Source organism: Peptoniphilus lacrimalis DSM 7455, assembly GCF_000378725.1.
GTDB classification, from domain to species: domain Bacteria; phylum Bacillota; class Clostridia; order Tissierellales; family Peptoniphilaceae; genus Peptoniphilus_A; species Peptoniphilus_A lacrimalis.
The window spans coordinates 1-15,366 of sequence record NZ_KB900372.1 but is presented as its reverse complement, the minus strand read 5'-3'; the positions used below and the strand labels follow the sequence as shown (position 1 = coordinate 15,366).

Below are 15,366 nucleotides of genomic sequence, written 5' to 3'. Positions count from 1 at the left end.
GTATTACTTTTGGGGTTAGGATTCTAATCACGCTTTTTATATTATTTTTCTATTATCTAACTTATGGAATAGATATTTAAAATATTATTTTTATTTTTTTGAAAAGGTTTTGAATTTAAAATATATAATAAGATATGAGTTTTAATTATGGAGAAGTATAAAATTATTTTTTAGTCTAAGCTTAACTAAGCTTTATTTTTTAATACAAATTTATAATTATTTAGTATATAATATTACATTAATGAAAAATATATAAGGAGGAAATTATGGCTTGTACAACAATTTTAGTTGGTAAAAATGCTTCTTTTGATGGTTCAACTCTAGTAGCCAGAAATGAAGATTCACCAGCGGGTCTTTACAGTCCTAAACAAATTTTAGTAATGGAGGCTAAGGACCAACCAAGAAAATATAAATCAGTTTTATCTCATCTTGAGTTCGACCTTCCAGAAAATCCATATAGATATACTTACTGCCCAAACTCTGATCGCAAAGAAGGAATTTGGGGAGCATTTGGTGTTAATGAAAAAAATGTTTCTATGACAGCAACTGAAACTATTACTTCTAATGAAAGAGTTTTAGGAGCTGATCCTCTTGTTGTTTATAAGAAAGGAACAGATAAGGAAAAAGAAGTTATTGGTGGGCTTGGTGAAGAGGACTTTGTAACAGTTACTCTTGCTTATATTTCTACAGCAAGACAAGGTGTTGAGCGATTAGGAAAACTACTTGAAAAGTATGGCACTTATGAAATGAACGGTATTGCTTTTCAAGATGAAAATGAAATTTGGTGGTTTGAAACTATAGGCGGTCATAATTGGATGGCAAGACGTGTAAAAGATGATTCTTATGTGATTATGCCAAATCAATTAGGTATTGATTATTTTGATTTTGCAGATGCTTATGGTAAAAAAGAAAATTTCATGTGTTCACAATCTCTAAAAGATTTAGTTGAAAAGTATGATTTAGACCTTAGAATGGATAAAAATCAAGATTTTAATCCAAGACTTGCTTTTGGTTCACATGATGATTCTGACCACACCTATAACACTCCAAGAGCGTGGGTTTTACTAAAAAAATTTAATCCAACTTTTATGAGAGAACATAGTGAACTTGGTCCAGAATCCGATAATCTTCCTTTTGAAATGGTAGCAGAAAGAAAAATTACTGTTGTTGATATTAAGTGGGCTCTTTCTAATCATTATCAAGAAACACCTTACGACCCATATATAAAAGGTAATGCAGAAAAATCTAAAAAATATAGACCAATAGGAATTAATAGGACTAATGTATTGGGTTTAGTTCAAATAAGATCTAACTTACCTGATGAGTTAAAATCTATTGAATGGTTCTCTTATTCATCAAATATCTTTAATGCAATGGTTCCTTTATATATAAATGTTAATACTATTCCTAAATATTATGCAAGTTCAGAAACTAAAGTAACAACTGATTCATTTTATTGGGTGAACAGGTTAATTGCAGCTATTTGTGATAAAAATTATATGGATACTTCTAATACCTGTGAAAGATATCAAAATTTGATTGCAAATAAAGCTATGGAGCATATCAATAATACTGATAAAAAATTCAAGGAAGAAAAGCCAAAAGATATAGAAGCATTTTTCCAAGAAGCTAATCAAAATTTCGCAGACTTTGTTGAAGAAGCTAGCCGTGATTTTCTTGATAAGGTACTGTGGATTGGTTCAAATAATATGACCAATTCCTTTTCAAGGTCAGATGCTTAATATAAATTTTTAAATTCAAAATTATAAAATATTATGATATAATAATTAATATGTTATTTGGAGGTATTTTTCATGAATATAATTAATACAACTGATACAATTAAAGTTGCATTTTATTCAATTCCTTTGGACTTTGAACCTGGATGGGAAATTTTTGCCTCTTTTTCAAAATTAGATATTTATTTTATGAGTTAAATAGGGAGTCTTTCTAAGGTTCTCTATTTTTTTATTGGAAATAACATAATTCCAATTCTTACCAGTAAAAAATCTTTCAAATGCTGGGGTTTATATTCGTATTTAGGGGGAAATATGCAAAATAAAGATGTAAAGATTAATAAGGTTTATGTAAGAAAAAAGGATTCTTTAGATTTTCTTTCTAAATCTACAAAGGCTGAAATTGAAAATTCTTTAAAAATTAAGTTAGCTGATTTAAAAGTGTACAGAAGATATGATATGGATATAAGTGATGAATTACTTGACAAAATTCTATATACTATTTTAGCTGAAAAACCTGTAGATTTAATTTTTCATGGAGAAGAAGCAGACAATTTAGAAAAAATTTTTGAAAATCCTATTAGAGTTTCTTATTTACCTGGTCAATTTGACCAAAGAGAACAAGGTTTGTTAGATACAATAGCTTTATTTACGGATAAAAAAGTTAAGGCAAAAGTCAGCCTTTGCTATGATATTATGGGAGTAGATTCCAATGATATAGAAAAGATTAAAAATTTTCTAATAAATCCTGTGGATTCTCATGAAGTGTCACTTGATGATAATTTATTAGAAGAAAGACAGGTATCTGATGAGCATTTAGAAAATATTGTTTTTAATGGTTTTACAAAATATGATGACTCTAAATTAGAAGAATTTTTAAATAATCAAAATTTAGCTATGAGTCTTGATGATTTAAAAGTATTTCAAACTTACTTTAAGAAGGAAAACAGAGACCCTAATGAAACTGAACTAGCTATAATAGACACTTATTGGTCAGACCACTGTAGACATACAACTTTTAATACAGAGCTTGATATTTACTTTAATGAAGTTTCTGCCTTAGATAGAGAAATAAAAAAAGCTTTTGACTTATATTTAAAATTAAGAAAAGAATTAAATATCGAAAAACCAATTAGCCTTATGAGTTTTGGTACTATTTTATCAAAATATTTAAGAAAAAGTGGCAAATTAGATGACTTAGAAGTTTCAAGTGAAATTAATGCTTGTTCCATAAAAATAAAGGTTAAATTAGATTTTAATGGAGATATTAAATATAAAGATTTCCTTTTAATGTTTAAGAATGAAACTCACAATCACCCCACAGAAATAGAACCGATAGGAGGAGCAAGTACTTGCTTAGGTGGTGCTATCAGGGACCCACTTTCAGGAAGGGCTTTTGTTTATCAAGCAATGAGAATTTCAGGAGCGGCTGACCCCTTTACACCAATTGATAAAACCTTAAAAGGAAAATTACCACAAAAGAAAATCTGCACAGAGGCAGCAAAGGGTTATTCATCATATGGTAATCAAATAGGGCTTGCTACTGGTTTTGTTGATGAAATTTATCATCCAAATTATGTCGCTAAGAGATTAGAAGCAGGAGCAGTAATTGCGGCAGCACCAATTGAAAATGTAAAAAGATTAGAACCTCAAAAAGGCGACATTGTTATATTACTTGGTGGAAAAACTGGAAGAGATGGAATTGGAGGAGCAACAGGTTCTTCTAAATCTCACAAAACATCTTCAATAAAAACTGAATCTGCACAAGTCCAAAAAGGTAATGCACCTGAAGAAAGAAAAATTCAGAGATTATTTAGAAGAGAAGATGCTGCAAAACTTATTAAAAAATGTAATGATTTTGGCGCTGGTGGAGTAAGTGTAGCTATAGGTGAACTATCTGAGAGCATTGAAATACATCTAGATAGAGTTCCACTAAAATATCTTGGTTTAAAACCTAAAGAAATTGCAATTTCTGAATCTCAAGAAAGAATGGCTGTACTTATTGGCGAAAAAGACAAGGAAAAGTTTTTAAACTTAGCTAAGGAAGAAAATCTTGAAGCTACTCATGTAGCAACGGTTACAGATACTGGTAGGATGATTATGTATTATAAGGACAAAGTAATCTGTGATATGTCCTATGATTTTATCAACTCTACTGGAGCAAATAGAAAAACAAAAGTACAAGTAGAATCAGAAAATCCTGCAAAGTTCCTTTTTAATTCTGATAAAGACGCGGGTAATTTAAAGGATTATTTGGGACAATTAAATATTGCTTCAAAGAAAAACTTAATTGAACTTTTCGATTCATCTGTCGGTAGAGCTACTGTTTTGTGGCCTTTAGGTGGAAAAAAACAAAGTGTACCAATTCAAGCAATGGTTGCAAAAATTCCTTCATTTGAAGGTGATGTTTTAACAAGTTCTCTAATGACTTATGGGTTTAATCCTGATTTATCTATCCAGTCACAATATTTAGGTGGATATTATGCAGTTATTGAATCAATATCAAAATTAGTTGCCAGTGGAGCATCAATTGATAAGATAAGATTATCATTCCAAGAATTTTACGGTAAATTGACTGATGAAAAAGCTTGGTCTAAGCCTCTAAAATCATTATTGGGAGCCTTAGAAGCATCATATTTCTTTGATGCACCACCAATAGGAGGAAAAGATTCCATGAGTGGTACTTTTGAGGGTATTGATGTAGCACCTACATTAATTTCTTTTGCAGTTACAACAGAAGATGTAGAACATATAATTTCTCCAGATTTTAAGGGCAAGGGTAAGATAGGTTTAGTATCTTTAGATTATGATGAAAATGGAAAACTTAATTTACATGAATTAAAAAATAATTTTGAAAATATACACAAAGAAATTTTGGCTGGAAATATAATTTCTGCTTGTGCCATTACTCATAAGGGAACCTTACCTATGATTTATGAAAATGCCCTTTATAGAAGTGGATTTGATGTTAAATTAGATGATTTATACTCTCCTAAATATGGCTCATTTATTGTGGAATATTTAGAAGATAGACCATTTATTAAAAATATAGGAGATTTTGCAGAAAATATAGTAGTTAATGGTGTTAAGTTAAATGAAAGATTATTAGAAGAATCATATATGCACACTTTCGATTCTATATATCCACCTAAGGCTTCTAGTCCATTAAAAGAATTAGAAATAAAAAAATCAAATAAGAGAAATTTCAAATCAAGAAAATGCGTAGATATTCCAAAAGTTGTTATACCAGCTTTCCCTGGAACAAATTCTGAATGGGACACTAAAAAAGCCTTTGAGAATGAAGGTGCAAAAGTTCAAGTTATCTTGTTTAGAAATAGGACTGATGAGGACTTAAAAGAATCTCTAGATATTTTTGCTAGAGCTATTAAAAATGCACAAATTTTGGCTATACCAGGAGGATTTTCTATGGGTGATGAACCTGATGGTTCTGGAAAATTTATTGCAAATGTAATAAGGTCTCCAAAAGTTAAGGAAGCTATAGAATACATGCTTGATGAAAATGATGGATTAATTCTTGGTATATGTAATGGATTCCAAGCCCTTGTAAAAACAGGACTTCTTCCCTATGGTCATATAAAGGAAATGGAAGAAGACGACCCAACGCTAACTTTTAATTCAGTAAACAGGCATATTAGTTCTATTGAAAATATTAAAATTCTAACTAATAATTCACCTTGGCTTAATACTTTAGAAGAAGGAAAAGTTTATAGAATGCCAATTTCACATGGTGAGGGGAGATTTTATGCTGAGGAATCTGTTTTAAACTCTCTTATGGAAAATGACCAAATTGTTGGAGTTTATGAAAATGCACCAAATGGTTCAGCTTTAAATATTGAATCAATTATATCTAAAGATGGAAAAATTTTTGGAAAAATGGGTCACTGTGAACGTGTAGATAAAAATCTTTATAAAAACATTGATTCAGTTGAATACCAAAATATTTTTAAAAGTGGAGTAGAGTTTTTTAAAAAATAATTTTTGAGAGAAGAAAATATTTCTTCTCTCAAATTACATATAAGTTTGAATTATATCATTAAAAATTTGTTAAATTAAATTACTTGTTTTTAATATAATAGTATTATATAAATAGGAGTAAATTATTATGAAAAAATTATTAAATAAAAAGAAGAAGGGTTTTACACTTCTTGAACTTGTAATTGTAATCTCAATTATTGCTATATTAATAACTATGGCAGCTTTATCTTATAGAGGTACAAATTTGAGAGCACAAGCAGCAGCTCATAATTCAAATGTTAAGACAATCAAAAATGCAGCGGTATTGTATCTTATAGATAATCCAGAGTCTACAAGTATTACTGTTAGTGATTTAAAAGATTATTTAGAGGATGCAGACAAAATAAAACCTGCAAAGGGTTCAGGAGCAGATAGTTTTTCTATTAATGTGACTGAAGGAAAAATAACTGTTAGTCCTGGACTTGTAAAGGTAGAAAATAATAAAATAGTAGCAGATAATACTACAGGAAAATAGATGTATTTTTTAATATTTATTTTAGGGACTTGTTTTGGTTCTTTTTTCAATTTATTCTTTACAAGAAGAGAAATAAAAGAAGATTTTATTTTTAAGGCTTCTTATTGTTTGAATTGCAATAAGAAGCTTAAATTTTGGAATATGATACCAATTTATTCGTATATAAAACTTAAAGGCAGATGTGCTTATTGCAAGACTAAACTACCTTTAGATTTATTAACTTTTGAAATAACTTACGGATTAATTTTTCTTGTGTCTTTCTTTTTTTATGGACTTTCAGTTAATTTTATAATTAGGGCACTGGAGGTTTCCATTTTATTTTTAGTTTCCTATTGTGATTTTAAAACTACATATATCTATAGCATGGATATAATATTTTTAATAATCTTGCAAATTTTATTTATAATCCTAAATCATGGGGAAGTACTCCAATCTCTAAAATTTGCACTTATTATTTCTTTTATTTTTTTAATAATCATCATACTTACAAGACAAATGGGGCTTGGTGATATGCAACTAGCTTTTGTTAGCGGATTATTTGCAAATTCTTATATGGACTTACTTAAAATTTTCACCTTATCCTTTGTCAGCGGAGCTATATTTGCAATTTTTTTAATTATTTTTTATAAAAAAGGCTTAAAGACTCAGATGCCCTTTGGACCTTTTATTGCTATTGCAATTTTATTTCAATTAATGATGTGAGGTTTTTATGAATTATTTATATATTTATTTAAAAACTGGATACTTATATATAAAGTATAAGTCTAGGACAGAAATTAAATACTTACCAATTGACATTTATTCTTTAAAAGGAGTAGAAGACTATCATCATTTCTTTTATTTACTCAAAAAATATATTGAAGATATGGAAATTCCAAATAATACTAAAGTAATATTATTTGTAACAAATTGTGATATTCAATATATTAATTACAAGATTCCCAAAATAGAAGAAAAAGATTTAGATGATTTCCTTAAATTTGATTTAGAGGATTACGGAAATTTAAATATGCAAGATTATATAATAAATTATGATTACAAAACCTATAATAATATTATGGAGCTATCTATATATCTTATTCCTAAAGAATTTTACAGTAAATTTGAAGAAATATTTGATAAGTTTAAATTGAATTTATTTAAAATCTTGCCGTCAAATAGGATTTTTAAAGAAGATGGCAAGTATATTGACTTTAATTTAGATGGAATATCTTTTATTGAGATAAAAGATGGACTTTGGAAAAAATTTGATTATATTTTTATGCCTGAATTACTTGGTCTTTTTAAAAATAATAAGCTTGAAACTCCAAATATTACAAATATACTAATGGGTAAATATGACCAAAAAAATCAGACTATTGATGAAGATTTTTCTTTAAAATTAATTAATATTTTAAGCAATTATAAAAATAAAATTACTTCTTTCACATCAAATAAACCTGTATTTTTCACAGGTATATTAGGTCAAGCTGATATATTAGATAATTTAGATTTAAATAAAATTAAATATATATATCTATTGAATAAATTAGAGAATTTTTCATATAAGTCCAAAAGTAAAAAGGATATAAATTGGAAACCCTTATGTATAACATTTGTCTTTTTACTTTTAATTTTTGCTAATTTATTATATATTAATAAGTTAGACAGAGATATTTCAAAACTCTCTGAAAAAATTAATAAAAAACCTATTCATGAACAAAAAGTTAATCAGGACCTTTCAAGTGATTCTCAACAGTCAGCTAATGAAAAGTTTTTATCAAAAATTATAAAAATACAAGAGCTTGAAAATAAGGACTTGCTTTTTACTGATTATATTTATGGTAAAGATTTTATTATTGTTAAGGGAGTTACTCAAAATAAGGATAATTTATCAGTTTTCGATAAATATACGATTAATGATAAAAATTTGACTTTAGAAGATGGACTTTACAAATTTGAAATAAAGCTAAAAAATGATTAGTATATAGAGGTGATATAATTGGAAATTGGAAAAGTATCAAATAATGATTTAGAAAAATATGTTTTTAAAAATATAAATTCACATAGAAAAGAAGTTTTAACAAAATCATCAATAGGGATTGATACAGCAGTCTTAGATTTTAATGGAGATTTGATTGTTACATCTGTTGATCCTATTACTGGAGCTAATAAAAATTTAGGCTATTTGGCAATAAATATTTCAGTTAATGATGTATCTTGCCAAGGAGCAGACCCTGTGGGTGTTTTAATTAGTATTTTATTGCCAGCGGAATCTAAACTTGAAGACTTAAACAAAATTATGGAGGATGCAGATAGAGCGTGCCGACAAAATAATTTAGAAATAATTGGTGGTCATACAGAAGTTACGGATGCTGTAAATAAAATTGTTATGACAACTACTGTCATAGCAAGAGTAAATAAAAATAAAATGCCCGACATATCCTCAATTAAAGTTGGAGATGTAATTGCTGTTTCTAAGGATATAGGACTTGAAGGAACTTCAATTATTTTGGAAGAGAAAGGTAATGAATTTTTAAGCGAGGATGATTTAAGAAAAGAGTCAATAGATATAAAAGATCTATCAGTTTTGAGAGAGGCAAAAATTGCAGTAGATTTTAATGTAAAATATATGCATGATGTAACAGAAGGTGGAATATACGGAGCTTTATGGGAATGCTCTGAAGCTATTGGTAAGGGTATAGAAGTAGATAATATTAAAATACCTGTAAAAGATGTAACAAAAAAAATAGGAAGTCATTATAATATAAATATATATGGACTAATATCTTCAGGTTCTATGCTTATGGTTTTTAATGAAGAAGATTTTAAAGCTTATAAAAAAGTATGCTTAGAAAAAAATATAAAAATTACGCAAATAGGTAAAGTTACAGAAGAGGATAAGAAAATTCTAATTGATAATGGCAAAAAAATAGAAATCCCTGTACCTGCAAGTGATGAACTTTATAAAATAATATAAATTAGAGGATAAAATGAAAAAATTATTATTAATTTTAACCGTTTTTGCAATGTTAATAATATCCACAAGTGCTAAAAACAGTTTTCCAGTAAAAATTAAGAAGAAAAACTACAATGTAAATTCCTGCAATGTTAAGATTGATGGTAAAGATTTACAAACAACTTATAATGCATATGTTAAAGATGGAAGGACTTTTGTTCCAATTAGAGAAATTACAGAAGCCTTAGGTGCTGATGTTTTATGGGACAATGTGAAAAAAACTGCCTTGATCAGCATGAATGATAAAAATATAAAACTGCAAATAGGATCTTCCATAGTATTTGTAAATGATGAAAAAACTAAAATTGATAAAAATTCAGTACCTGCTCTAGTAGATTATATTGACGCTAAAGGAACAAAAACTATGGTTCCCCTTAGGTTTTTATCAGAAACTTTTGGATATGATGTATCTTGGGATCAAGATAAGTTTTTAGCACAAGTAAATTCTTATAAAACCGACTCAATTATGGATAAGGATGAGAAAAAATTAGTAGAAAAGAAAGATAATACTACAAATAAAAATGATAAAAAAACAAATATAAAAAAGAAAGATAATAAAAAAAATAAAACTAAAAAGACTAAAACTAAAAAGACTAAAACAAAAAATCCTGAAAAAAACAGTTTAAATAATATTAATTCCATAGTTAAGAATCAATACCAATCAAAAGAAGAAATTAAAGAAACTAAATATTTAACAGAAAAAATTTATGAAGATGAGAGTGAATCAGCATTAAAAGCAGTTGGCCTTGACTCTGAAGATATGGAAAAGAAACAGGTCATTAATGAAAATCTTTATGTAAATGGTAAAGTAAGAATTATTTTAGACCCAGGACATGGAGGTAAAGATAGCGGAGCTAACTCAAAGGATAATAAAGTCCACGAGAAAGATTTAACCTTATTAGTAGCTACAAAACTTTATAATAGGCTTTTAGAAGATGGAATGGATGTAAGTATTACAAGGACAAGAGATGAATTTATAAAGTTACAAGATAGAGCAAGTTTGGCAAATGAAACAAATGCTGATATTTTCCTTTCTATCCATATTAATTCTTCTGATAATACTGATGCAAAGGGAATAGAAGTTTTATATGCTTCAGAAAAAAATATTAAGATTAAATCAACAGTTCAAAAATATTTTGCTCAAGAATTACAAAAAGCTTTATTAAAAGAAACTGGAGCTGTAAATCGTGGAATAAAAAATAGACCAGCTATTATTGTTTTAAATCAAACAAAAACAGTTGCAGCGCTAGCTGAATTAGGTTTTATTTCAAATGATGAAGAGTTAAGCGATTTAACAGACGATGATTATATAGATAAATTAGTTAATGGTCTATATAATGGTATATATAGTTATATTGATAAGTATGTAAAATATTAATAGAGGTATTATGAGAACAGACAGACAAAATAGTGAAGTTAGAGAAATAAAAATAAGTCCTGATTTTGTACCAAATGCTGATGGATCAGTTCTGATTGAATGCGGAAATACAAAAGTAGTTTGTACTGCAATAATAGAAGAAAAAGTTCCACCTTTTTTAAGAGGCAAGGAAATGGGCTGGGTATCGGCTGAATATTCAATGCTACCAGGTTCAACTGTTATAAGAAAAGTAAGAGATATTTCTAGAGGCAAACAGGATGGCAGAGGAACTGAAATACAAAGACTTATAGGAAGGAGTTTAAGAGAAGCTGTAGATCTAAAGGCTTTGGGGGAAAGGACAATTTGGCTTGATTGCGATGTAATTAATGCTGATGGAGGAACTAGAACTACATCAATAAACGGTTCTTATATAGCCTTAGAAATGGCTGTAAATAAAGCACTCAAAAATAAAAAACTTGAGGTAAATCCCATAAAATGTAAAGTAGGTTCAATAAGCGTAGGTAAGGTAAAAGGGATAAAATTAGTTGATTTAGACTATAAAGAAGATTCAAATGCTGATGTGGATTTGAATTTAGTAATGAATGATAAATTTGAAATAATTGAAATTCAGGGAACAAGCGAAAGGGATACCTTTACGACAGAAGAATTGGCAGAATTTTTAAAATTTGCTCAAATAGGAATTAAAGACATTTTTAAATATATGGAAATTGTGGAAGAATATATATGAAATTAATTGTATCAACAGACAACAAAAATAAATTAAAAGAAATAAAAGAAGTATTAAAAGAACTTGACATAGAAATATTGTCAAAAAAAGAAATTGGTGCATCTAATCTTGAAGTTGAAGAAAATAAAGATAGCTTAGAAGGAAATTCGGAATTAAAGGCAAAAGCTTTAAGCTCAATGACAGATGCATATATACTAGCTGATGACACTGGGCTATTTGTTAATGCACTACATGGTGAGCCTGGAGTAAAATCTGCTCGTTATGCTGGAGATCATGACGAAAAGGGAAATAGAAAAAAGTTATTAAATAACCTAAAGGATAAAGATGACAGGTCGGCATATTTTAAAACAGTTCTATGCTTAATTGACCCCAATAAAAATATTAAATTTTTGGAAGGAGTATGTAAAGGTCATATATCAGAAGAAGAAAAAGGTGCTAATGGATTTGGTTATGACCCAATATTTATACCTGAAGGATATGATATCAGTTTTGGACAATTGACTCTTCAAGAAAAGGATAAAATCAGTCACAGAGCCAAAGCTTTAGAAAATCTAAAAAAATATTTTACGGAATTAATATGAAGTCTTGACAAAGATATAACATTTTGTTATTATAAATATGCTCTTATGTGGTGGGTATGGCCTAGTTGGTTAAGGCGTCAGATTGTGGTCCTGAAGATCGTGGGTTCGATTCCCACTATCCACCCCATATTTAAAACCATCTTATACTGTGTTTTACTTATTAAAGTAAAAAATGGCGTAAGGTGGTTTTTTAATGTTTATTTATAAAAATTCATTATAATAATAAGCAATTTAACCTTAGTTTAAGAGTTTTTAAAGATAATCTTATAAAATGTATTAATATAATTATCTTTATAATTTAATTTGACTTAGGGGCTATATCAGTTTATAATTAATAAATATTTATTGGAAAGGGTAGCGGGAAACCGTATTTTATGGTGGTTTATGAGATTAAGAAAAAAACATTTTGCAATTCCTGAAATGAAAGAAAATCCTTATGTAATATTTGATGGAAAAAAATATAAGGGTAAATGGAAGGATGTTTTTGGAAATGATAATGATATATATTTAGAAATTGGTGCTGGAAAGGGTACTTTTACCGCAACATCAGCATTAGAAAATTCTAATATCAACTATATTATGATAGAAATGGAAACAAATGCTTTCATATATGCTACAAGAAAGATTTTAGATTACAATCTTAAAAATGTAATAGCTTTACCAATGAATGCCAAAGATATACTTGAATATTTTGGTGAAGATGAAGTTTCAAGAATATACATTAACTTTTGTAATCCATGGCCAAAGCTAAAGCATCAAAAAAGAAGATTAACTTATCCTGATTTTCTCGAAAAATATAGAATAATTTTAAAAGAAGGTTCGCAAATATATTTAAAAACAGATCACAAGGAATTTTTTGAGGACTCATTAAAATATTTCCAAGAGCAAAAATTTGTTGGATTAATTAGTGATTTTAACATGAAGGAAGAAGATTATCCATTAAATATAGAAACAGAATATGAGAAAAAATGGAGAGCTGAAAACAAGCCCATTTGTTTAGGAGTATTTGAAAAATACAGTTAACCTTATTACGAAAATACATTGACAATCTTTTCTTAAGTAAGTATAATACTTTTGAGGAGTTGAGAAAATGCAAGTTTTGGAAAAAATAACTGTTGAAGATTTAAAAAATAAAGTACTAGATGGATATGAAATAAGTAGAGAAGATGCAAGATTTTTATATAATGCTGATTATAAGGAGTTGACACAAGCATCTAAAGAAATTAGGGAAAAATTTTGTGGGGATTCTTTCGATATGTGCACTATAATAAATGCTAAAAGTGGTAGATGCCCGGAAAATTGTAAATTCTGTGCTCAATCAGCTTTCTACAACACTGATGTTAAAACATATAGCCTATTAAGTAAAGATATAATTGTAAATGATGCTATAGATAAATATAATCAAGGTGTACCGAGATATTCATTAGTTTCAAGTGGAAAGAACCTTAGCAGTGAAGATATAGATAATGTATGCGAAATTGTTGAAGAAATACACAGACAAGTTCCTGTTGAGGTTTGTATCTCTGGTGGTCTTATAAATGAAGAGGGATTTGAAAAGTTAAAAAAAGCAGGGGTAACAAGAATTCATAATAATCTAGAAACATCACGTAAGTTTTTTCCAAGTATTTGTACAACTCATTTATATGATCAAAAAATAAAGGCAATTAAAGCTGCTAAAAAAGCGAATATGGAAATATGCAGCGGTGGAATAATTGGATTGGGAGAATCACGAGAAGATAGGCTCGACATGATATATCAATTAAAAGAACTAGAAGTTAATTCAATACCTGTTAATGTTTTAAACCCAATACCTCACACTCCTTTAGAAAATAATGAAATTTTATCAGAAGAAGAAATAAATAGAACTATAGCTGTTTTTAGGTTTGTAATACCTGATGCCACCCTAAGATTGGCAGGTGGTCGTGCAAATATGGCTGGACTTGGCAAAAGTGCATTTGAAGCGGGAGCCAATGCTGCCATAACAGGAGATATGTTAACAACACATGGTGTTACAATAAATGATGATAAAAAAATGATAGAATCACTAAACTACAAAGTAAGATTAATATCTTAATGATTATTTATAGCTGGTCGACATAAAATATGTCGATCTTTTTTTATGAAAACATAATTGACATTAAATAAGTAATAATCATATAATCTAATAAATATAATGAAAAATAGAGGTACTTATGAACAAAAAAATATCAATAATAGGGCTACCATTAGATATGGGAGCTTCAATAAGAGGAGCTAGATTAGGACCTAGCGCTTTGCGACTAAATGGACTTATTAGAGAGCTAAAAAGTTTAGATTTGGAAATTAAAGACTTAGGAGATATAGAAGTATCAAATAGCTACGAAGACCAAATAGGTCCTAAGAATTTAAAAAATTATCAGATAGTAAAACAAGCCTGCACAAAATTATATAACAAAGTGGATGAAATAATAAAAAATAAAAATTTACCCCTAGTACTGGGAGGAGATCATTCATTAGCTATAGGTTCAGTAAAAGCTGCATTAAACAATTATCCAGATTTGGGAGTAATATGGATAGACACACACGGTGATATAAATAACGAAAAAATATCGCCTTCAGGAAATATTCATGGCATGAGTTTATCTGCAATTATGGGGCTCGCATGCGAAGAATTATCGAACATAGGACAAAATAAAAATTTCTTAAAAAGCAAAAATTTAGTATATATAGGTTTAAGAGATTTAGATAAGGAAGAAAGACAAGTACTAAAAGACTATAACATAAAAGCCTTCAGTTTACAGGAAATAGATGAATACTCTATAGGAAAAGTAACAAAAGAAGCACTGAAATATTTAAATGAAAAAACAAACCACATACACGTAAGCTTAGATATAGATGTTGTGGATCCGATATATGCTCCTGGTACAGGAACTAGAAAAAACGGAGGTCTAACACCAAGAGAAATTTTCCTATTGACAGAAATTTTATCTAAATCAGATTTAATAACAAGTGTAGATTTAGTTGAAGTTAATCCCTTATTGGATATAAAAAGTCAAACTTCAGTACTTGCAATAGATATTGCTAAAAGTTTGTTTGGAGAAAAATTATTATAAAAAAATATTGACAAATCATTTTATAAATGTTAGACTATAAAAGCTGTCTAAGACAGTTATATCTCTTTAAAAATCTTGTAAAAAATACTTGACAGAAATGCAAGAGGGATATATAATAAAAAAGCTACTTCAAAAGTAGCCAAGAAACATGATAATTAAATAGTGTAAGAATAAATCACAAAGCAGTTCGAAAGAACAAAGAAACCAGAATTCGTAAATCAGAAATGATTTTTTGAGTTAGACAAATTTTTAATTGAGAGTTTGATCCTGGCTCAGGACGAACGCTGGCGGCGCGCTTAACACATGCAAGTCGAGCGATGAAATCTTAACAGAACCCTTCGGGG

The 15,366-nt window shown here is 28.5% G+C and carries 13 protein-coding genes, 1 tRNA gene and 1 rRNA gene; all 15 read left to right on the top strand.

Annotated features, from left to right (window positions below):
* Positions 1 to 266 precede the first annotated feature (266 nt).
* Positions 267 to 1,742 carry a C69 family dipeptidase gene (locus tag F594_RS0105785; RefSeq protein WP_019034882.1) on the top strand — a complete coding sequence of 492 codons (1,476 nt, stop codon included), beginning with the start codon at positions 267 to 269 and terminating at the stop codon, positions 1,740 to 1,742.
* 72 nt (positions 1,743 to 1,814) lie between these two features.
* Positions 1,815 to 1,937, top strand: coding sequence for a hypothetical protein (locus F594_RS0105780; RefSeq protein WP_004825684.1), 123 nt, complete (start codon positions 1,815 to 1,817; stop codon positions 1,935 to 1,937).
* A 114-nt stretch (positions 1,938 to 2,051) separates the two neighbouring features.
* Positions 2,052 to 5,732, top strand: coding sequence for a phosphoribosylformylglycinamidine synthase (locus F594_RS0105775; protein ID WP_019034881.1), 3,681 nt, complete (start codon positions 2,052 to 2,054; stop codon positions 5,730 to 5,732).
* A gap of 127 nt (positions 5,733 to 5,859) precedes the next feature.
* Positions 5,860 to 6,246, top strand: a complete 387-nt coding sequence (locus F594_RS0105770; RefSeq protein WP_019034880.1) for a prepilin-type N-terminal cleavage/methylation domain-containing protein — start codon at positions 5,860 to 5,862, stop codon at positions 6,244 to 6,246.
* Positions 6,247 to 6,948: a prepilin peptidase gene (locus F594_RS0105765; protein WP_019034879.1), complete on the top strand. Its 702-nt coding sequence runs from the start codon at positions 6,247 to 6,249 to the stop codon at positions 6,946 to 6,948.
* Positions 6,949 to 6,955: 7 nt separating this feature from the next.
* Positions 6,956 to 8,209: a hypothetical protein gene (locus tag F594_RS0105760; RefSeq protein WP_019034878.1), complete on the top strand. Its 1,254-nt coding sequence runs from the start codon at positions 6,956 to 6,958 to the stop codon at positions 8,207 to 8,209.
* Between the two features lie 18 nt (positions 8,210 to 8,227).
* Complete coding sequence (locus tag F594_RS0105755) at positions 8,228 to 9,205, top strand: AIR synthase family protein (RefSeq protein WP_019034877.1); 978 nt, start codon at positions 8,228 to 8,230, stop codon at positions 9,203 to 9,205.
* Between the two features lie 13 nt (positions 9,206 to 9,218).
* Positions 9,219 to 10,622, top strand: a complete 1,404-nt coding sequence (locus F594_RS0105750) for an N-acetylmuramoyl-L-alanine amidase (RefSeq protein WP_019034876.1) — start codon at positions 9,219 to 9,221, stop codon at positions 10,620 to 10,622.
* Positions 10,623 to 10,632: 10 nt separating this feature from the next.
* Positions 10,633 to 11,349 (top strand): ribonuclease PH, encoded by a 717-nt coding sequence (rph, locus tag F594_RS0105745; protein ID WP_019034875.1) that lies wholly within the window; start codon positions 10,633 to 10,635, stop codon positions 11,347 to 11,349.
* A complete protein-coding gene (gene rdgB / locus F594_RS0105740) occupies positions 11,346 to 11,930 on the top strand; it encodes an RdgB/HAM1 family non-canonical purine NTP pyrophosphatase (RefSeq protein WP_019034874.1) in 585 nt (194 codons plus the stop codon). The genes rph and rdgB overlap by 4 nt, the downstream gene beginning before the upstream one ends.
* Positions 11,931 to 11,980: 50 nt before the next feature.
* Positions 11,981 to 12,057 (top strand) — tRNA-His (locus F594_RS0105735).
* Between the two features lie 257 nt (positions 12,058 to 12,314).
* The gene (gene trmB, locus F594_RS0105730; protein WP_019034873.1) at positions 12,315 to 12,953 is read left to right on the top strand and encodes a tRNA (guanosine(46)-N7)-methyltransferase TrmB; all 639 of its coding nucleotides are present in this window, start codon (positions 12,315 to 12,317) and stop codon (positions 12,951 to 12,953) included.
* 67 nt (positions 12,954 to 13,020) lie between these two features.
* Positions 13,021 to 14,004, top strand: coding sequence for a biotin synthase BioB (bioB, locus tag F594_RS0105725; RefSeq protein WP_019034872.1), 984 nt, complete (start codon positions 13,021 to 13,023; stop codon positions 14,002 to 14,004).
* A 118-nt stretch (positions 14,005 to 14,122) separates the two neighbouring features.
* Complete coding sequence (gene rocF / locus F594_RS0105720; RefSeq protein WP_019034871.1) at positions 14,123 to 15,022, top strand: arginase; 900 nt, start codon at positions 14,123 to 14,125, stop codon at positions 15,020 to 15,022.
* Between the two features lie 249 nt (positions 15,023 to 15,271).
* Positions 15,272 to 15,366: ribosomal RNA gene (locus F594_RS0105715) — 16S ribosomal RNA — on the top strand; the annotation flags it as partial.